This window comes from Dolichospermum sp. LEGE 00240 (genome assembly GCF_015207875.1).
In the GTDB taxonomy this organism is placed as follows: Bacteria; Cyanobacteriota; Cyanobacteriia; order Cyanobacteriales; family Nostocaceae; genus Dolichospermum; species Dolichospermum gracile.
Window position 1 is genome coordinate 52,907 of the sequence record NZ_JADEVZ010000004.1, and the last position, 21,429, is coordinate 74,335.

Genomic DNA, 21,429 nt, shown 5'->3' on the forward strand with positions numbered 1-21,429 from the left:
CTTCGCGAGGAGGTGACTATGATTTACTGTCTTACTTGTTGTTGTAGCAATATTCCATATTCCATGAATATTTAGGGTTTGCTGAAAAAGTCTTTTCGTGAGGGCTAGGAGTCAGGAGTCAGGAGGAAGAATTAGAAGGAGAGAAGAATAGTCTCAAATTTCAGAAAGTGATAGGTTTTTAATGGTTTCAATCCTTATTCCTTGCACTTAATTACCTGAGTTCGACATAGGATAATTTGTGGAAAACTGCCCCAAGTATGAGTCTCAAACCCTGATGATCTCGTTGAAAAAATCATAACTCCGTTCGCGTAGCGTCTCCGAAGGAGAAACTCCTAACACCGAACTCAGGTTTAATTCACTTTTTTAACCGGGAACCTCTTAATCTATCTAGGTTTTCGGTTTATTCAGCAGCCCCTATTTAGCGAGATATTGCCATGAAATCAACTTGGAGATCATGGGATTTATTCGCAAAATTTAGTGCTGAAATCTGTTTGGCGAGATCAGCTATAGTGGGGGATTCAAATAAACTAATTAAGGGTAAATCCACATTAAATGCTGAGAGAACTTCCTTAATTAATCTGACTGCAACTAAGGAATTACCCCCTAGATGAAAGAAATTATCTTGAGTTCCCACTTGAGGTATCTGAAGGACTTTCTGCCAGATTTCCATGAGGGTTTGCTCAATATCATTTTTAGGTATTGTTGTATTTACACTATCTTCAGCCTGAACAACTAACAGGGGAGCAGGTAAAGCCTTGCGGTCAACTTTATGATTAGGAGTGAGGGGAAATTTCTCCAGAACAACAAAGTTAGAAGGAACCATATACTCAGGTAAGAGAGAGAGTAAATATGCTCGCATAGTTGCCGGAGATGGCTGAAGTCCCGGCTGTGGGAGTAGATAGGCGACAAGGCGCTGATCTCCGGGTATATCTTCACGAAGGATAATCACGGCTTCCCGAACTGCTTCATGACGGCTTAAAATTGTCTCAATTTCTCCCAATTCAATGCGGTGTCCCCGCACTTTTACCTGGAAATCCATCCGTCCCAAAAATTCCACATTACCATCTCTTTGGTAGCGAACTAGGTCGCCGGTCCGGTATAAACGGGCAGTGGCATCATTACTAAAGGGATTAGGTACAAACCTTTCCTGGGTTAACTTTGGTCTATGCAAATAGCCCCGTGTCACCCCTTTACCGCCAATATATAGTTCACCAGGGACACCAACAGGCACAGGTTGCTGATTCTTGTCGAGAATGTATAACTCAGTGTTGGCAATAGGACGACCGAGGGGAACTATACCATCAACTTCAGCTAGAGTATGGGTTGTTGACCAGATGGTGGTTTCGGTCGGACCATACAGATTGTGAATCTGTCCGGGAATAATTTGCTGAAGTTGATTTGCTAAGGCTTCAGTCAAGGCTTCACCACCAACCATCATTTGGCGAAGTTGCCCCATAGCCTCGTGGTTAGCAGTTTCTGCCATCAATAAACCCGCCATAGAAGGGGTACATTGCAGGTGTGTTACTTGATGACGTTTGATCAGATCAGCTATAGATTCAATTTTGCCCTGTTCCCTATTCCCTATTCCCTCTTCCCTATTCCCTATTCCCTGTTCCCTTTCTTGGTAATTAGCCCGTGTCTTCAATTCATTCAGCAGGGGTAGTTGAGATAGCACCGTATCCGTATCTACCCCATAGTCAATCAGACAGGCAATTTCATTGACACCAATGGCTTTAATCCGATCAACCATCTGCAAACAGGTGTCCACAGTTCCAAACAGACCACTAGTTTCAAAGTACCGTTCAAAGGAGAAATCTAGGACTTCCGCCATATCTGGGTCAGATAGATGGGATACGGCAAACTGCCCTTTGTCGTTGGTGGTTTTCTGTTTGAAAGTGGGGAAAGACCAAGCTGCAAGCTTGATTAAATCGAGGGAACTAGCCAAGTATTGCCGCATGGGCTGACGGACAATTTCTTTGACAATATCATCACTTGCTCCCACAAAAGTATGTATCATCAGGCTGACAATTCCCGCGCCAGAATGTCCGGTTTCTGTATAAGCTTGCCGATAGGTGGCAATTTTGGCGGCCAACTCGTCTAAACTTTGCCCCAGTAAGTGCGTCAAAATATTAAAGCCTCTCGCACCTGCCATTTGGAAGGTTTCGGGGTTGCCGGCGGCTGTAATCCAGACGGGAAGGGTGGGTTGAATGGGACGAGGTAGGGTTTGCACCTCGATGATTTCGCCTTTACCGTTGGGATAGGGTAGGGTTTCTCCGCGCCAAAGTGCCTGTACCTCCTCGATTTGCTGGAACATGATTTCCTTGCGGTTCTCGAAGGTTTGGGGAGAGAGGATAAAGTCATTGGGTTGCCAACCAGCACCAAAGGATATTCCTACCCGACCGTGAGAAAAGTTATCTACTAAAGACCAATCTTCTGTGAGTCGCACGGTGTTATGTAGGGGGGAAACACAGCTACCTGCACGAATTTGGATGTTTTTGGTAGTCGTGGCGATCGCTGCACTGCTGACTACAGGATTGGGGAATAAGCCACCAAAAGCATGAAAATGACGTTCTGGAGTCCAAACTGCTTTAAAGCCATTAGCATCGGCAAATTTAGCCCCCTCAAACAACAGCCGATACTTTTCCGCCGCATCTTGCCCTTGTTCATGGCTAGAAAAGTAAAAGATACTGAAATCAGTATGTTGTAACTTATTTACAGCTATGGGCTGTTGGGACTTAGACTGCTGCCGTTCTTGTTTGGGGTTATAGATAACTACTTTAAATCCCCTAGCCAATGTCCAGAACAGTTCCAAGACAGAAATATCAAATGACAAACTTGTAACTGCTAACCATACTCCCGGTGGTTCATGGTCAATGACAGCATCCATACCCGTGAAGAAGTTAGCCACGTTACGATGTTCTACCATCACACCCTTGGGTTTTCCTGTAGAACCGGAGGTGTAAATTACATAACTCAGGTTTTCGGGTTTAACTCCACTATGGGGATTTGTGGTAGGTTGTTGAGTAATTTCTGCCCACAGCGTATCAATGGGGATAATCTTTAGATCCCCGACTTCTTGGAGAAGTCGGGGATCTGGAGCAAGTTTTGCCTGGGTTAAGATGACGATCGCTTGGGAATCTTCTACCATGAAAGCCAGACGATCTGCCGGGAAATCGGGATCAAGGGGAAGATATGCCCCACCGGCTTTGTGAATGGCCAATAAGCCGATCATCATTTCTAATGATCTTTCGATCTGAAGACCGACGATCACATCGGGACCAACTCCCTGTAGTTGCAGATAGTGGGCTAATTGATTGGCTTGGGTGTTTAATTCTCGGTAAGTTAATTCTCGGTCTTGAAAGGCTACAGCTACAGCATCAGGAGTCCGCTCTACTTGTTTTGCAAATAAATCATGAATACATTTATCTGTGGGGAAGGGTTCGGCTGTGTCGTTCCAATCCACCAAAATTCGCTGTTGTTGGGCAATAGAAAGCAGTGGTAATTGATGCAGAGATTGTTGAGGATCTTCTATACAAGCGGTGATTAAAGTTTGAAGTTGCTGAACAATGGCTTTAGAGTCAGTGTTATTGAGTGACCCAGTATGCACTAATTCCGGTAAAGTTCCATCTTCATAAGCCACCAAGGCTATAGAAGCTCCCAGGGAGTGCCAATCTAGTTGATCAGGAGACGCAACAAGAGCGATCGCTACCGGCAGAAAATTATCATCACCACCGCCATTCCCATCACCATGCAATTGTGGATAACGTCTCAACAGGGTATGTCTAAAGCTACCCAGACGAGCGGTATCATCTAGGGCTATTTCAAATCGCCGTTGAAAATCATGGAAAGACTCATTCACCTGAGTTTGCACGGGAATCGGAACTCGTTGAGCAAATATTTCGGGCGCAATGCTGCGCTGGGCATCGGTTTGTAGTCCTAGATCAAATTCCGTTTCGGTTGTCAGTCGCGCACAGTAAGCAGCAAACATAGACAACAGAGATTTCGCTGTCACCTGGGCTGTTAAGGACAAAATAGAATAGCGGTGCATGGAGATATCTGGTTTTTGACCAGATGTTGCCAATGGTAAATAGGGATGCCGAAAAGCTGCAAGCTGCATCAACCGTTTTGCCCAAGCTGGTTCATGACGACATAAGACAGCATTCCGTTCAGTAATTGCCTTGCGGATCTTGGTGTTAATTGTCGGCAGGATATCACTGACGCGGACACCATAATCTGCTTGCAACTGTGCTAGGGAAATATCCTTGCCGTTTAATGTGCTGAACCCACTTAACTGCACAGCCCCATCTATGGTGGCGACACACATCCCTTGGTCATCCAGCTTCAGCACTTGCCCAGGAGTACCATAGTCAGATGCAATTGAACGGGCGGCTCCCACAACAATCACCCCACCTGGTAGCCAAGTTTTGGGTAGACCCAATTCATTATGAGTTGGACCAAAATCTAATGCTTTGACCAGATTACAGATATCCTTGCTACTAACATCGTAGGAGATCACAGAGGCGGCTTCTGGGCGATCGCTAGGGCTAAAATAACTCCGTTGCGATAGGTCTTGAGGATAGGGTTTGGCAACATCAATTACTAGTTCTTCTACCAGTTCTCCGAAGGAATTAACTGCTGCATCAAAGCATCGCAGATTAAGATTAAATACTGTATCATCCGCCAAAATCGGCACGGATGTTTGTTTAAATATCCGCCCAGCATCAATTTCAGCCGAGACTTCATGCCAAGTAACAGCATATTCAGTTTCACCGTTCAGCAAAGCCCAAGTAGTGGCATACAAGCCAGCATATTTGGGTAAGGGCGCATCGTGGTAGTTAATAGTGGCTTTTTTTGCTCCTGCGATCACGTCCTCTGGAATGATCCATTGAATATTATTAATACTGAAAAGATAATCGTACCCAAAACCCAGGAGTGTTTTGTGAAAAATGGTTCGAGAAGCAGTGTGGGTAATCTTATGTTCCTCGGACCACTTTTGTAATGAATTATCTGTGGAATACACTCCCAACACTTGGCAATTTTTCCGCAACAGGATTTCCAAGCAGTTCAATGTCAAAACACCATTGCCCACAACAAAACAGGAAAAGCTGGACATAATTCATTTATCCTCGTGAATTTGCACAAATTTTCTGGGTATGAATTAGGGATTGAGGATATATCGGAAATCACCTGAGTTCGGAGACGCTACGCGAACGGAGTTATGATTTTTTCAACGAGATCATCAGGGTTTGAGACTCATACTTGGGGCAGTTTTCCAAGAATTCTCTCATGTCGAACTCAGGTGAAATCATACATTCTCATCCCAGTATGTATGGACGAATCTGATCCGCAATTTTTTGACTGGTGCGATCAGCAGTAATTAATTCAATTTGTTCTGGACTAGATGCTCCCAAACCCAATGCCACTGCTGTGCGAATCTGTTCTAATTTCCAAATAGATCCTTGCGTCACCTCATTTGTTGTTCCCAGTGAACGCAACATTGCCAAACCAATGACATCAATAGCTATGGGATCTGTACTTGCCAGCATGACGTTTGCCGCCACTTTCTTGCCAGCATCTGGTCCCCCTGACACAAAGGCTTCCACACCATCTATTAACACCAAACTAGGCCGATAAACTGCATTAATTTCTGCGATCATTTGCTGCATATACGGTGAACTATGCAAGTCACCCATATAGTTAAATGGATCACCCGGAACATACTTAGCTACCATACCCACAGTATTTTTCAATGACAGTGTATAGCGCGCTCCTTGATGAGTTTTCAGACAACAGGTATTAATCACTGCACCTGCTTGGAGAATTGGTCGCGCAAAAGCGAAACCTTGTTGCCAGTGAGTTCCCGATGGGGAAAAGTATTGCCATTGTTCAGTAGACATTTCATCAAAAACAATTACTTCCACCCCATAGCGATCTGCAAGTTGAAATACTCCCTTTAGCTGCATAGCGGCGCGGGTTTGAGCCATTCCTGAGCGATCGCCTATGGTAATTTGCCCTACTCCAGCTTTTTGCAGTTTTTCCACCAAAGTTGCTAACAATTTTGTATCTGTTGATGCTGGAGATGGATCGGCAGTATTATAGTTAGGCTTCAGAAAAATGCTTTTTCCCTCCATCCCCCCTGGCTGCAACAAATCAAGTATTCGTTGAGTTCCCGATACCCGATCTTCAGTGTGAACCAATGCAACTTTGCTGATCCCAGTAGGTTTGGGTAATGGTAATACGTTCATTGCCTGAAGGTTCTTGGCATTAGCAGCATCCAGAATATATCTAGATGTTCTCAGGGTATGAAGAAGGGATGCGGGGGAAACACCCAGGGTTTTGAGACTGTGAAGAATAGGAGGAACAATTGCTGCTCCCGCAAAAAGTCCAGCTACTCGGAGAATATTTCGCCTTGTGTGCTTGGGGTGAGAAGATTTAGTCCGCATAACACAACTTAATTAAGGGAATGTGTTTATATAGGGTTTGCTGAATAAGTTGCCTGTGAAGGCAGGGAACTCTTAACTGGGAACAGGAAGAGAGTTTTGGGCAATTTTACTTTTCTTCACATACCTTTAAATTTTTCGGTTCACCTACTTATATAAGAGTTGATAACAGAAATATCAATCTTTTTCAAATACGTACTAAGTCGCTGGGTACTGCAAATTTTGGGGTTTCTCCTGGGGAATAAACAGCCCTGTCTTCTGTATCACTGAGAATAATTGATCCGGCCCCAATAATATTTTCTTTGCCAATGTTGATGTAATTTCTGATCGTAGTATTCAAACCAAGAAAAGTATATTCTCCTATATTTGATCCACCACCAAGAGCAACATTAGAAGTTAGGAAACAATGATCGTTAATTACACAGTGGTGCGCGATAGAATTTACGCCCAAAAGTAGACAGTTGTTACCAATAGAAGCAAAAGGTTGAATAACATTATTTTCCATGATAAAGCAGTTTTCTCCCACTGATTTACCATAATAAAATGCCCCAGAACTAATATAGGAGATAAAGCTATATCCTCTGTTTTTGGCATTTAAATATTTTTCTGCCCGTAATTTATTCACTTGTTGGTAACTAATGGCAATAAATAATTTATATTCATCAGGTGAATAATAATTTTCTAGTCTTTCATAAGGGACAACCGGTAAATTATAAAAACTCTCTGTTTCTAGATGGGCTTGATCAACAGTAAAGCCAACCACCTCATGTTCAGAATCACAATTGAGATAAAAGTGAGCTATTTCTGCAATTTCACTAGTTCCGAAAATAACCACTTTAGCCATAATTTATTCTCCAATCATATCTTGTTTTTGCCGATAGTTATAGATGCTTGAATCTCCCATAAATTCTTCCATCGTTGCATGATTATCTTGACTGATTCCTTGTTTTTTAATGACTGTACCAACAGTGAGGAAAATTATTTGTAAGTCTAGCAATAAACTCCAATTGTTGATATAGAAAATATCTAGGTTAAATTTTTCTTCCCAACTCAGAGAATTTCGACCGCGAACTTGAGCTAAACCTGTAATCCCTGGTTTGACTTCTTGCCGTCTGGCTTGTTCTGGGGTATAAAGGTCAAGATATTTAACTAACAATGGACGTGGACCGACAAAACTCATCTCTCCTTTAGCAATATTCCACAGTTGGGGAAGTTCATCCAAACTAGTTTTTCGGAGAAATTGACCGAAAGATGTCAGACGTTTTTCATCAGGTAATAAGTTACCTTTTTCATCTTTCTCATTAGTCATAGTGCGGAATTTATAAAAGTTGAAAATTCGCGCATCTTTACCTGGACGGGGTTGGATAAATAAAATTGGCTGCCCCATCCGTAAATAAATAGCGATCGCAATTACTAGCATTAAGGGAGAAAGAATAATTAAGGCGATAATTGCCATAATTTTATCTAATCCAGACTTAATTAATCTGCTAATTAGATGATGTTTCTGAAAGTTTTCAGTCATCATGGATAAACCTTTGATTTAAAGTAATTAAAATCGCTCAAAACCTAAACCTAATTAATGAGAACTTTTCAGGCAAATTTAATCCAGAGATGTTACTTAATCTCGGCATATCGGTTCTATAGCTTGCTAATTATTAGCAATGATAAACAGATTTATTGAAGTAATCTAGTCAGATTGGCACTGCTTCTTAGCCAGTAATATCAGTCTTGAACTAAAAACTGAATTATCAACAAAATCCCCGGTTATCATTAGTTCGACAATCAGTTAATGCCTAATTCTTGATAGTATTTCGTCAGTCTTTCAAATACAAAATCTTCATTATATTCGGTTGTTACTCTTCTCCGTCCTTGATTACCATAGGCTTCCCGCAATTCGGGATTAGATAACATAATTGCCAATGCCTCGGCTAATCTATCACTATCTTGAGAAGGCACAATTAAACCTGTTTTTTCCTGTAATACTGCTTCTCGACATCCCCGAATATCTGTAGTCACAACTGGTAAACCCATCGCCATCGCTTCTAAAATAGATCGGGGTAATCCTTCATGAGTAAAAGTAGGTAAAGTAAAGACATCTAAAAGACCTAAAACTTCTGGTATATCTTGGCGGTCACCTGTGAGTGTAACGTGGTTCTCAATTCCCAGATTGCTAATTTTTGCCATTAGTTCTGTTTGGAAAGGTTCAGGATCTGAACTAAGTTGACCACCAATTATCAGAATATGTAAATTAGGAAATTTATCCACTAATTTAGCAGTAGCTTCTATCAGGTATCCACTACCTTTTTTGCGAGTTAAACGCCCAATTGTGCCAACAATTAAATTTGCTGTTTCTGGAATACCTAAAGATTGCCTTAATTCACTCTGATGAATGGGATTGAGTCGCTCACGGTGGAAACGATCAATATCTACACCGTTACCTAAATAAGCCAGTTTTTTAGGTGGACAAAGACCGAGTTTTTTAGCAGTGCTAATATCTTCATAATTTTGGCTAAGAATTAAATCAGTGATTAAAGCAGTCAGCTTTTCAACTAGAAAGTAAAAGTAATACTGGGTAGGAGTTGATAAATCATGAAAGGGCAGCCCGTGGGAAGTGTAAACAATGCGTTTAACCCCGGCAATTTTAGCGGCGATTCGTCCTAAAACAGCAGCAATTGGTGTATGGACATGGACGAGATCATATTGATTTTGCTGAATAATTTTTGTCAAGTGATAAATACTTTTTAAGCTGGAAAATAACGATATCTTGCGATCAATATTTACGGGATGTATTTGGTATCCATTTGTTTGTAACTCTTCTACTTCCTTTCCTGGAGAACAGGCTATGCCAACCTCAAATTTTTGTGACAACAAATATTTTATCTGAGGTAGTAAAAGTATCTTCGCTGTACCACCAATTGCACAAATATGCAAGATTTTCATATTTTGATCTATGGTCTTTGCTATTATGAGAATTTATAGAAAAGAGGATTTTTTAAACTTGGTAATATGAGCGATACCATTTCACAAATCGCTCGATTCCCTCCTCAATTGAGGTATTGGGTTTAAAACCCACATCTGTTACTAAGGCATCAACATCGGCATAGGTTGCTGGTACATCACCAGCTTGCATGGGAAGCAAATTTTTCTCTGCTTTCATTCCCAAACAACTTTCTAAGGTTTCGATAAAGTGCATTAATTCCACTGGTTGATTATTACCGATATTGTAATTTTTGTATGGGGCATAACTTGTGGCGGGATCTGGGGCATTTCCTGACCAATGAGGATTTGATGCAGCTACTTGATCAACAACACGAATTACACCTTCCACAATGTCATCAATATAGGTAAAATCCCGCCTCATTTTCCCATAATTGAAAACATCAATTGGTTGTCCTGCTAAAATTGCTTTGGTGAAGAGAAACAATGCCATATCAGGGCGACCCCAAGGACCATAAACTGTAAAAAATCGCAATCCTGAAACTGGTAAGCCATACAAACTACTGTAGGTATGTGCCATTAATTCGTTAGCTTTTTTGGTAGCTGCGTACAAACTCACGGGATGATCTACATTGTCGTGAACGGAGAAGGGAATTTTTGTATTTGCACCGTAAACTGAACTAGAAGAAGCAAATACTAAATGTTGAACGTTGGTATGGCGACAACCTTCGAGAATATTCACAAATCCCACTAAATTACTATCTACATAGGCATGGGGATTTTTTAAGGAATAACGGACTCCGGCTTGGGCTGCTAAATTGACGACTTTATCAAAACTAGATTGAGCAAATAATTTGGGGATGCCTTCTCTATCTGCTAAATCTAATAAATGAAAGCTAAAATTGGGGTTTGGTAAAAGTTGCTCTAATCTGTCTTTTTTTAAGGTAACATCGTAGTAATGGTTAAGGTTATCTAAACCTACAACTTGATCACCTCTTTCTAGTAAGCGTTGACTGAGGTGAAAACCAATAAAACCAGCCGCACCTGTAACTAAAATTTTCGCCATAACTTCACCTTTTATAAACTCCAATAATTAATATTTGCTGGTACATCCCCAGGTTCAAATATTGATTTGATATCCATGAAGATTCCCCCTGGACGAATATGAGCAAATAGTCTCTCTGCTGACATTTCTAAATATTCCTGATGGGGAACTGCTAAAATTAAGGCATCAAGATATGTAAGTTCTTTCCAGTCAGATAATTGAATCCCATATTCATGGACTGCATGACTATTTTCGGCTAAAGAGTCATGGACTAGGGGGTCAATCCCAAATTGTCGCAATTCATGAATGATATCGGGAATGCGACTATTTCTTAAATCTGGGACATTTTCTTTAAAGGTAAGTCCCAAAATCCCCACTCGCGCCTTTTTGATTGTCACATTGGCTTCTACCAGCAGTTTCACCAACCGACTCCCCAAGAATTGACCCATGTTATCATTAATCCGTCTACCGGCGAGAATCACCTGGGGATAATAGCCAACTTGTTGGGCTTTGGCTGTGAGATAGTAAGGGTCTACACCGATGCAGTGACCCCCCACAAGACCTGGAGTGAAAGGTAAAAAATTCCACTTTGTCCCCGCAGCAGCTAAGACATCACGGGTGCGAATATTCAGGCGATCGCAAATTATTGCTAGTTCATTCATCAAGGCAATGTTAAGATCCCGTTGGGTATTTTCAATGACTTTGGCCGCTTCAGCTACTTTAATTGATTGAGCGCGGTAAATACCAGCGTCAACAACAGCAGCATATACATTAGCGATTTGTGCCAATGTTTCCGGGTCTTCACCTGCGACAACTTTAACAATTTTTTCTAAGGTATGAGTTTTATCACCTGGGTTAATTCGTTCCGGTGAATAGCCTAATTTGAAATCAACGCCCTGTTGTAAATCAGATACCCGCGCTAGAACAGCACCACACACTTCTTCTGTGACTCCTGGATAAACGGTGGATTCATAAACGACGACATCACCTTTTTTGAGGACTTTACCGATGGTTTCTGAGGCTTTAATCAGTGGAGTCAAATCAGGAACACGGTTATTGTCAATTGGCGTAGGGACGGCGACAATAAAGAAGTTACAATCAGCTAAATCAATTAGCTCACAAGTAATTTTTAAAGATGTATTTTTGAGTTCTTCACTGGTAACTTCGCCTGTGAAATCTAGTCCTTGATTTAAGGAGGCAATTTTTTCTTGATTAATATCAAACCCAACTGTATTGGGAAATTTTTTGGCCATTGCTAAAGCCACAGGTAAACCAACGTAGCCAAGACCAATGACTGCGATCTGATTCATGTTTCTATTTCCTTCAGGGAATTTGAAAAATTTTTGCTTGTTTAATAAGTGTAAATACTGGTTATTTAGAGCTTGGCGTGGCGGTTGAAACCGTTTATTTACCTATCACTTTCTCCGATTTGAGACTATTCCTACTTTGCTCTAATTCTTCCTCCTGACTCTTCAGCTAACCAAGCTTGGAACATGAGTATAACCCAGAGATGATGTTGCCAATTGCGATCGCCATTTTGGTGTTCATCCCACTTTTGCCGAATTGGTTGAGGATGAAAATACCCTTCTCTTCGCAATCGAGACTCATCCAGTAAATCTTCTGCATAATCTCGTAGGGGTCCACGCAACCATGCACCAATCGGAATACCAAAACCCATTTTTGGCCGCTCAATTAATTCCTTGGGTACGTACTTATATAAAACCTGTCGTAACAACCATTTACCTTGATTACCACGTATTTTCATGGATAGGGGGATTTGCCAAGCAAATTCCACAACCCGATGATCTAAAAAAGGTATGCGACCTTCAAGACTCACACCCATAGTGGCACGATCTACTTTCACTAAGATATCACCTGGCAAGTAGCTAATTAAATCCAAGTACATCATGCGTTCTGTGAAATTCGGTAAACTTGCCCACAAATTGCCATCACTAAAAACTGTGCTGAGTTGGGAACTATCAATCACAACTTTCTCTGGTTCTTGCAAAGGGGATACCAAATCCGCATACATAGTATCGGGGTGGGAAACTGCTAAAATGCTGGCTAACTTATGTAATTTATCGCCAAAATTCAATTTTGCTGGCAATATGGTATTTATCGGCTCAAAACCTCGATTCCAAGTCTGGGCAGAAACACTGGTTAAAGCTTTGGCTGTAGAATGACGAACTGTTTGCGGTATCCAGCCGATCTTCTGCCAGATACTACTTGCCAAAAAATAGCGCTTATATCCAGCAAATAATTCATCACCCCCATCACCAGAAAGACTGACGGTGACATGATTTCTGGCAAGTTGAGATATTAAGAATGTGGGAACTTGGGAAGGATCGGAAAATGGCTCGTCATATAAACTTGGTAGTTTGGGAATTACTGCCATAGCTTCATCTGAGGTAACATAAAGTTCCCTATGGTCTGTACCCAAGTGCTGTGCCACAGACTTAGCATATTCAGCTTCGTTATAGTCTTGTTCGTGAAAACCGATGCTGAAAGTTTTCACGGGTTGCTGACTTTGAGACTGCATCAAAGCCACAATTGTCGAAGAGTCTATCCCACCGGATAGAAAAGCACCTAAAGGAACATCTGCCAGCATTCGCATTTTTATGGCATCCTTTAGTAGCTCCTCTAAATGTACTATAGCTTCATTTTCTGACCCTGTGAAGGGATAAGCAACACCTGATTCTGCGGCAATTTTGGCAGACCAATAGGGTACTGGCTGGGGGTGAATTGTCGTTCCATTCCAACTTAGAAGAGTTGCGGGTGGTAATTTATAGATGCCTTGATAGATGGAATAAGGTGCAGGAATATAAGAAAACCGGAGGAATAAAGCCAAGGCATCACGGTTGATTTCGGGTTGAAAATCAGGATGGACTTTAAAAGCTTTTAATTCTGAGGCAAATATAAAAGTATGACCGCACCAACCATAATATAGTGGCTTTTCACCGATGCGATCGCGTCCCAAATGTAAAACCCGTTCTTGAGAATCCCATACAGCAAAAGCAAACATCCCATTGAACCGCTTGGTTGCTTCTAAAACTCCCCATTCACAGATGGCTGATAACATTACCTCTGTGTCAGAATGACTGCAAAAGCTATATCCAAGACTTTGTAACTGCTTTCTTAATTCGGGAAAATTATAAACTTCACCATTGAAAACAATTACATACCGACCATTGCTAGATATCATCGGTTGATGTCCTTGCGGTGAAAGGTCTACTATGGATAGTCGCCGATGTCCTAAAGCAATACCGACCTCTCCATCAACCCAACTGCCACCATCATCTGGACCACGATGAATTAATGACTTTGACATTTGCTGCACAATTACTGGTAGATAATCTGTGCTAATTTGTCGAGATATATCCCAAAAACCAGTGATTCCACACATAAATATTGTTTTAGTTAATGCTTTTTACTTCTTTTTGTGCATTCAGCCAATCTTGCGTACTTTTTCGTACATAATTGTAGAAGGCAATTTGCCTTTCCCGAAGTATTTCATTTGTGTATTCTTTGGCTTTCTCTAGGTTACGGGCTGACATTCGAGCCATGCGTTCTGGGTTAGTCACAACTTCCCGAATTTTGGCGGACAAAGCAGCAACATCACCAGGTGGCACTATATCCTCTGGTGCTAGTAGTTCAGGAATGCCCCCCACTGTAGAACCAATACATGGTAATGCCCGTGCCATTGCCTCGATCATTGCTCTGGGTAAACCTTCTTGATAAGATGCGAGGATAAACAAATCCGCCTGATCCAATTCATCCCGCACAGCTTTTCCTGCGGATAACTGACCCCGAAAATTTACATAATCTCCTAAATTTAATTTCACTGCTCGCATTGCCAATTCTTCTCGATGCTTACCATCTCCAACAACAACTAATTTCAGTTTCAGTCCCTGCTGTACACAATTGGCGACAGCATCAATTAAGACATCTGGTGCTTTATAAAGTTGTGCTAATGTCCCGACAAAGATGATAGTGAAAATCTGACTTTCCTGTTTAGGTAAGCGCGGAACGGATACAAAAGCCTCATGAGATAACTCTATACTTGAGTAATGTGTGGAAAAAGCATCTTTTCCTGGTGGATACCGCTTTTGGAGAGCAAACTCGGTGACATAGGCTGCACCACAAGCTCTAGCACATTGTCGCCGCAATATCTGAGGAGATCGCCAGCGGAAATACGGACGCAAAGGGTGTTTAATAGAACCGGGCGCAAAGACATCATAGGGATCACCAACCACTTCTAGACCGTAGGGATGATTCGTAGCCCGTAGTTTAGGTTCAATACAGGAAGCAATGGTCGAACTTACCCTCAAAATTACGGCATCTTCCGTATTTACAGCTTGTTGGGCGGCACGTTTTACCATGATCGATCGCCATAAATACTGCATCGGTCCAATGTAATAGGGAATAGCCGCAAAAGAAATGCGATTCCTGCGGAGCGCTTCGCTATCGCCATTAGCCTCTTTCCAATCAGACGGCACTGACGGGACATCCTGAACACGGGCAACCACCCGCACATGATCAAAAACCTCTAGATACCTCTGCCAAAATGAATGTGGAAACTGAGTATGTGTCCAGACAATCCCATCTGGTGTCCGATCAAAACGATGTTCAAGTGCAACGACAACTTTCATAAGGATATGTGGTAAGTAGAAAAGCACAAAGCGGGCTGGAAGTGTCAATTCTTAATTCATACAAGAATTACGTAAAAACATTTTCTCGTAAGTAGACGCAATCACCTGAGCATGAAACTGTTGAGAGCGGCTTTTTCCGTTTTCAGAAAATTTCAGCTTTAATTCTGAATCTGTTGTTAGCAATCTAATAACAGCTTCTGCTATAGCTTCCACATTGGCCGGAGGTACAAGAATACCATTGACACCATTTTCAATAATTTCCCCTGGACCATAGGGACAATCTGTCGCAATCACGGGAGTGCCACAGGCCATAGCTTCTACAATCACATTTCCAAAACCTTCATAGAGAGATGACAGCACAAAAATATCTGCCGCTGCCATATATTTATATGGGTTACTTTGAAAGCCTAGTAATCGGACACAATCATTTAATCCTAGTTGCTGAATTTGTTTTTCTAGGATCCCGCGCTGTTTCCCTTCCCCAATAATCCACAAATGTACTGGGATGACTTGCCGCACCTGTGCTAAAGCATCAATCAAATAGGGAAAACCTTTTTGATCAGTCAGTCGTCCACAGGCGACAATTAGCGGCACATTTGCGGGTAACTCCTCCTGATGGATAGACTCTTTTGCACCACTCAAGACCCTACTATCCCAGCCAGCGTTATAAATTACATCTAATTGATTGCTAATATGAGGACACAGGGTCATTAAATCCTCTGCTACACCTTGAGAAAGGGCAATTATCTGATCAGCTTGTGGATAAAGTCTGGGAATTAGTGATAACGTCAGCAAGTTAGTGATATGCCAATAGGGTTGATGCTCAACAGTGGGAGGATTCTGAACACAAAGAATAACTTTTGGACGAGTCGGCAGATCACTAGCAGCTAAAAGGGCGACGACATTGGCGTGATCCATAATTGAGCAGAGAATATTAGGCTTTTCAGCTTGGATAAGTTGGCGAAGTGGAGCTATTGAGCGAATGTTGCGGATGACGCTGGAGTTAGTTTTTCCTGTATTTAAAAAATGCAATTTAACATACTTAGGTAAGTCAGATTCATAAGAACCACCAGACCGGGATAAAGCTAGAGAAAAACGAAACTTTTGAGAATCAAGGTGATTGATGATTCGTAATAAATGCATCTCTGCACCACCACCACCAAGGGTGGGAACAAAGAATAGTATATGTATTCGATGATCAAATTTACTTTGTGATTGGTTCATGTTTTTATCTACTTTCTGCTCGAAATGACAACAGTCCAAATGCACGGAGAAGTATTACAGATGAAGTGAGGGAAATCATCCCACGGATTATTCCCGGCCCCGATGGTTCGATTAGATAGAGGGTGATTACATAGGGAACTATCATTGAAGTTTGAGTGGTATAATTGCGGAAAGTCCAAACTAGCCATTTATGGAAAAGGCCAAATGCAAAGAAAACTATAAATACACCAGGAACACCAAAATTCCAATAGGCTTCAAGAGTAGGTTCAATGGGAATACCTATATCTAAATCAAAAAATGTATTGCCAACAACACCATCTACCAATCCAGGCTTCCCTGGCCAAAGTCCCCGGGGAATCAGGATTGTTAGGGCAGCTAAATAAGAGCTACCATAGAGAAAATCAACCTGATTAGGTACTAAAGCTAAAATGGGAATTTCACCGCTGCCATCTCCACTTCGTGATCCTAATTCATCTGTTGCCAAGCCGAAAATCGCCTCTGTTGAAGAGGGTTGATTTAATTTATCCCAGTTGATTTCCCCACTCCAGGTACTGTTTCTGAAATCCCCTAATATACCTAGTAGAAACAATCCGATTACAGCAAAAGTTAGGATTTGAGTGAAGGCAACTTTGCGATCGCGGATCATCGCCACCATCAACCCAAAAATGATGAAATAAATAATACTTGAACGAGAGCCTCCACTTAAAAAATTAATCACAAGTGAACTGACTGAACATATCCAGAATAGTCCTTGCAGATGAGCTTGAGGATCTTTTGCTAACCATATCAAGCAGGCAATAGCACCAAATTGAATCAAGAGTTGCCAGTAGAATTGACCCGCTAGTGTTGCCCGTCGTCCTTGTCCCCAAGAAAGGATGTGTGCAGCAATTCCACCTTGAATTTGCATATAAGCTGCACAGGCTACGATAGAGAAAATTACTACACACAAAACTTTCAGTTTTAGATGACGAGGTGGCAAAAAGGTTAATTGTAAATTACCAAATCTCAGAGAGAAGAAGAAACCACAATAGTAACTAACTAGACCAACTATACTAAGAAATATGTTATCAGCGAATAAGAAAGTTAAACTTTCGCTATTCCAATTCGGTAGAGCTATATGTGCTTCAAGTCCATTTATATAAATAGGAGTCTTACGTATTTCATGGATCAGAGTTAGAACAATATTGAATATTAAAGGATGAAACCATCCATAGGAAGGTTGATAAAAAATAATAGGTATGAGTAGAAGTAAAAAATTTACTACCAATCCTAAATTGACCCATTGTAAGGCAACTGTAGACTTTGGATTCAAATATACTTGAATAACTACAAAGAGTAAATAAATAACAATGATGGCAATTACTAAAATTCGGTGAGTCCAGTGCATAGGAACAAAGGGTGATTCATTATTGTATCTATGACTGTCAGGTTTTAATTTTGTTAGTTGGGAATTATTCATTTTTCTCACTCATTTATTTTCTGCTCAGGACAAAGCTGTTTGTAAGTTTCAATGAGTTTATCTACACCCATATCCCAATCAAATGCCTTTGCTCGTGTCCTAGCTGCAATTGCCATAGCATGGCGCTCTTCCTCATTGACAACCAGAAAACGTATTGCCATTGCCAGACTGAGTGCATCTCCAGCAGGTACGAGTTTACCAGAAACTTCATTTTCCACAACGGTTGGGATTCCACCCACATTAGAAGCAATGATAGGAAGACCAGCAGCCATTGCTTCTATAAGAACAGTAGCAAAAGCTTCGTAATAACTGGCTAAGATAAATATATCTGCACTCTGGTATTCTCCAGGAATATGAGTGGGTGATACTGCACCAGCAAACTCAACCCGGTTACTAACACCAAGCCGTTCTGCCATATCTCGTAAAAACAACTCATAATCAGGAGATCCACTACCAATAATGCGAAGACTAACTGGAAGATCGAGCAGATGGGAAATTGCCTCAAGGCAAATTTCAATTCCTTTCAAGGGAATTAAACGAGCAATTGTGAGTAAGGTAATTGGTTTTAGGTGAGAGATAGATTCAATGACTCTTTGTTGACAATTCGCAGATTTACGGGCTGCGGCAATTGCTTCAAAAGGTTGCAATTTAGTAAAATTTGCCAGGAGTAATATCTTATTATTAGAAACGGAAAAATGCTGCCCAAGGCGTTTTTGATAAAGTGGTGTAGTCGCCCAAATGCAATCATAAACTGAGAATAAAAACCTTTGGAGTAACTCCAGTACAAAAGTATATAACTGTTGAGGTAGATTCTTCGCAGAAATGTTAATCATTTTATCCTGATTAATTATATCCCAAACTAAGTCTGAACTATACTTTACAATTGATGGAATTCGATGAAACCGAGCAATAATACCAGCCATTATCGTTAAATTGAAACTCATAGTTTGCATATGTAAAACAGTTGGCTTAAACTCGCCAATAATACGATTTATCTCATAATAAATTCGGGCATTACGCACTATTTTATCTAGCCAACTCCGACGTGAAGTTTCATCAATAAAGCTTATGGGTATTCCATCAATTATTCCACTAGAATTTGGATCACCATAAGTAATAATATGTACATCAATATTTCTAGATATCAAGTTACGTGCAATATGTTGGGTTTGCGCTGATGGACCGCCTATTTTAGGGGGATATACACCAGAAACTAATAATATCTTCATTTTCATCATGCCTCCTAATTTATCTTGTTTATAAATTCTTTAGTTACGTTTGAGTAAAGTTAGCAATCTCAGCGGTAGGAATAAAGCCTTAGTTGTCAGTATCGCGTTTTCTCTAGTTTTTTTCCAAAAAAGAAAGCAGAAATAGTTAGCAAGCGAAGCAGATACCAGAGTTGCAATTGCTGCTCCAATTCCTTGGTGCATAGGTATGAGTAATAGATTGAGCATAATATTTGCCGCTAATCCTATTAGTTTTGCGTATAAATTCAAATGTTGCAGTCCCTCTGTCACTATCCAATTGCTCATCACTTCTCCTTGAAATGTAAATAGAGAAGTAAATATATAAATAGAAAGAATAGGACTAGCCAGTTGATAATTATCTCCATACAGTAGCTTTATTAAAAAGCCTGACAAGGGAACTATTAAAATTATAATAGCATAGGCGAGAAGACTAGTGAAATCATAAATTTTCTGTAGCTTCTTTCTGTATGTAGATTTGCTAAGGCTTTGAGCCTTAATCATACTTGGATATAATGAAGAACTAATTATAAGGGGTAAAAAAGACAAAGATTCGCAGAGAATCACTGCGCTAGAATAAATTCCAATTGAACTATGACCAACCATACTTCCTAACATCACCTGATCAAGTGAGGCATAAATTAAAATAGCAGTGGTTGATAGAAATTGAGGATATGCCTCTCGGATCAAATCTTTCATTGATTGAAAATCAGTTCTCCAATTTCTAATATTTTGATGATCTAGTTGATAATAAAATATTAATCCAGTTGCATAAATTATTGTTTCTAAACTAATAATACTAGCGAATAGGAACAGAGGTGCTTTAAATACAATAAGGAAGATTTTTATGATCGTTATGATCACAAAAGCTAAATTACTAGCTAACACTTGAAATTTGGATTTAACTTGAGATTCAAACCAGTTTTCAATTGGCTGGAAGGAATTAAATATAAATTTAATAGCTACAATTGCAACTAGTAGATGGATATAAGAAGACTGGGGATATATTATCTTAATAAACGTTATTGACAATGTGGCCGCCAGGATTCCACCAATAATTTGAACAAGAAAAGCTGTGCCTAATATCTTATCCTTAGATACTGGTTTTTGGACTAAATCTCTGGTTACAATTTTGCCCATTTGTGAAGTGGATAGTGGCAAAAAGAAACTGGAAAAAGCCAAAGCATATTGAAGTGTACCAAACTTGTCAGGTCCGAGATAACGTGCTACTAATGTTCCCATGCAAAGACTTATAAATAATCTGAAAACTTTTCCCACGAAAAGCCAACCTGTATTACCGATAATTTGACGATTTTCTGGATGAAAATCTTTGACAATTTTTCTGAATGTGAGCAAGTAATTCCACACTAATATTTTTTTTATTTTCATTATCTGCTTTACTCATTTTTGATAATTTTTTATAAATTATGTGATTCACAAAGAATTATGCTTGCGACTACGAAAGTTCCAAGATGTTTGATAACCATCTACACAAGCTATCCATTTATTTTCATCAATTTTATGAGGATCTATATTATGCATTCCTATTTTATTCCAGCCCCTGCCGCTTCCTTTAATAATTGAATCTTTGCTGATTTGTTTCTCTTCGTAATTTCTAGTTGTTAGATTGGTTATTTCAAATGCTCGAACTTGATTACCATATAAATGTTCATCATCTTGAGTATATCTAACGATTTTGCCATCTGATACTATGACTCTACCTCCTGGTCTGGCAATATTTTTGTTGCCCTTGATGACCGGACTTTTAGGATGTTCAATCCAAGTTTCTAAAAGATCATTTGCATAGTATAAATATAAAACATCGCTACTTTTTACTGAAGTCAAAAGCCACCAATAATCCTCAAAGTAAAAAACAGAAGCATCAGAATATTTATCACCAGACATTAAATCTTTAACAAAAGTCCATTTCGTAGGAAAATCCACTGCTTTATAGAGGCGAATAGAATTGACTTCATTGCTTTCTGGAATCAGATAATACTCATTGTTCCACTTAAAAACGTATGGATAAGATAAGTGAAAATATTCATCAATTACAATTTGTTGATAGGTCCAATTAAAACCATTAATGCTAGTTGCCAGGGCGATATCACCCTTGTGATCATCAGCATTCATAACTTCAAAAAACATATACCAAATCCCATTTTCATTGATCATAAATGGGTCTGCTACGAATTCGGCTGGAACATCTTTTACATCTTGAGCAGTCAAAACTGGGTTTTTTATATTTTCAGGAGCAACAAAATCTACAAGAGATGTGCCTACATAAATTCCAATTGACCAATTTTCTTGCTTTTTGACAAATTGTTTGATAAGTTTTTTGGCAAAATTCATATCTATTAATCTCCGAATATTTAATGCAGTTTCTAATTCTAAGAAGTTGTTTCAGGAGGTAGGGTCGCAGGCCCTGCGC

General features: G+C 40.2%; 14 protein-coding genes. All 14 read right to left on the reverse strand.

The window, feature by feature from the left end; all coding sequences use genetic code 11:
• Positions 1-418 precede the first annotated feature (418 nt).
• A complete protein-coding gene (locus IQ226_RS01990) occupies positions 419-5,113 on the reverse strand; it encodes a MupA/Atu3671 family FMN-dependent luciferase-like monooxygenase (RefSeq protein ID WP_193891456.1) in 4,695 nt (1,564 codons plus the stop codon).
• Positions 5,114-5,315: 202 nt separating this feature from the next.
• The gene (locus IQ226_RS01995; protein WP_193891458.1) at positions 5,316-6,443 is read right to left on the reverse strand and encodes a DUF362 domain-containing protein; all 1,128 of its coding nucleotides are present in this window, start codon (positions 6,441-6,443) and stop codon (positions 5,316-5,318) included.
• A gap of 184 nt (positions 6,444-6,627) precedes the next feature.
• Entirely contained in the window at positions 6,628-7,284 is a 657-nt protein-coding gene (locus tag IQ226_RS02000; RefSeq protein WP_193891460.1) for an acetyltransferase, read from the reverse strand.
• A 3-nt stretch (positions 7,285-7,287) separates the two neighbouring features.
• Positions 7,288-7,965 carry a sugar transferase gene (locus IQ226_RS02005; protein ID WP_193891462.1) on the reverse strand — a complete coding sequence of 226 codons (678 nt, stop codon included), beginning with the start codon at positions 7,963-7,965 and terminating at the stop codon, positions 7,288-7,290.
• 257 nt (positions 7,966-8,222) lie between these two features.
• A complete protein-coding gene (locus IQ226_RS02010; protein ID WP_193891464.1) occupies positions 8,223-9,380 on the reverse strand; it encodes a glycosyltransferase family 4 protein in 1,158 nt (385 codons plus the stop codon).
• A gap of 52 nt (positions 9,381-9,432) precedes the next feature.
• Positions 9,433-10,443 carry an NAD-dependent epimerase gene (locus IQ226_RS02015; RefSeq protein ID WP_228039198.1) on the reverse strand — a complete coding sequence of 337 codons (1,011 nt, stop codon included), beginning with the start codon at positions 10,441-10,443 and terminating at the stop codon, positions 9,433-9,435.
• A gap of 11 nt (positions 10,444-10,454) precedes the next feature.
• Positions 10,455-11,732, reverse strand: coding sequence for a nucleotide sugar dehydrogenase (locus IQ226_RS02020; protein WP_193891466.1), 1,278 nt, complete (start codon positions 11,730-11,732; stop codon positions 10,455-10,457).
• 131 nt (positions 11,733-11,863) lie between these two features.
• Complete coding sequence (asnB, locus tag IQ226_RS02025) at positions 11,864-13,825, reverse strand: asparagine synthase (glutamine-hydrolyzing) (RefSeq protein ID WP_193891470.1); 1,962 nt, start codon at positions 13,823-13,825, stop codon at positions 11,864-11,866.
• Between the two features lie 10 nt (positions 13,826-13,835).
• Complete coding sequence (locus IQ226_RS02030; protein ID WP_193891473.1) at positions 13,836-15,071, reverse strand: glycosyltransferase family 4 protein; 1,236 nt, start codon at positions 15,069-15,071, stop codon at positions 13,836-13,838.
• 51 nt (positions 15,072-15,122) lie between these two features.
• Complete coding sequence (locus IQ226_RS02035) at positions 15,123-16,295, reverse strand: glycosyltransferase (protein WP_193891476.1); 1,173 nt, start codon at positions 16,293-16,295, stop codon at positions 15,123-15,125.
• Positions 16,296-16,299: 4 nt separating this feature from the next.
• Positions 16,300-17,754, reverse strand: coding sequence for an oligosaccharide repeat unit polymerase (locus IQ226_RS02040; RefSeq protein WP_193891479.1), 1,455 nt, complete (start codon positions 17,752-17,754; stop codon positions 16,300-16,302).
• A gap of 5 nt (positions 17,755-17,759) precedes the next feature.
• Positions 17,760-18,983, reverse strand: a complete 1,224-nt coding sequence (locus IQ226_RS02045) for a glycosyltransferase family 4 protein (protein WP_193891482.1) — start codon at positions 18,981-18,983, stop codon at positions 17,760-17,762.
• Positions 18,984-19,022: 39 nt separating this feature from the next.
• Positions 19,023-20,387 carry a flippase gene (locus tag IQ226_RS02050; protein ID WP_193891485.1) on the reverse strand — a complete coding sequence of 455 codons (1,365 nt, stop codon included), beginning with the start codon at positions 20,385-20,387 and terminating at the stop codon, positions 19,023-19,025.
• 45 nt (positions 20,388-20,432) lie between these two features.
• Complete coding sequence (locus IQ226_RS02055) at positions 20,433-21,350, reverse strand: hypothetical protein (protein ID WP_193891488.1); 918 nt, start codon at positions 21,348-21,350, stop codon at positions 20,433-20,435.
• Positions 21,351-21,429 lie beyond the last annotated feature (79 nt).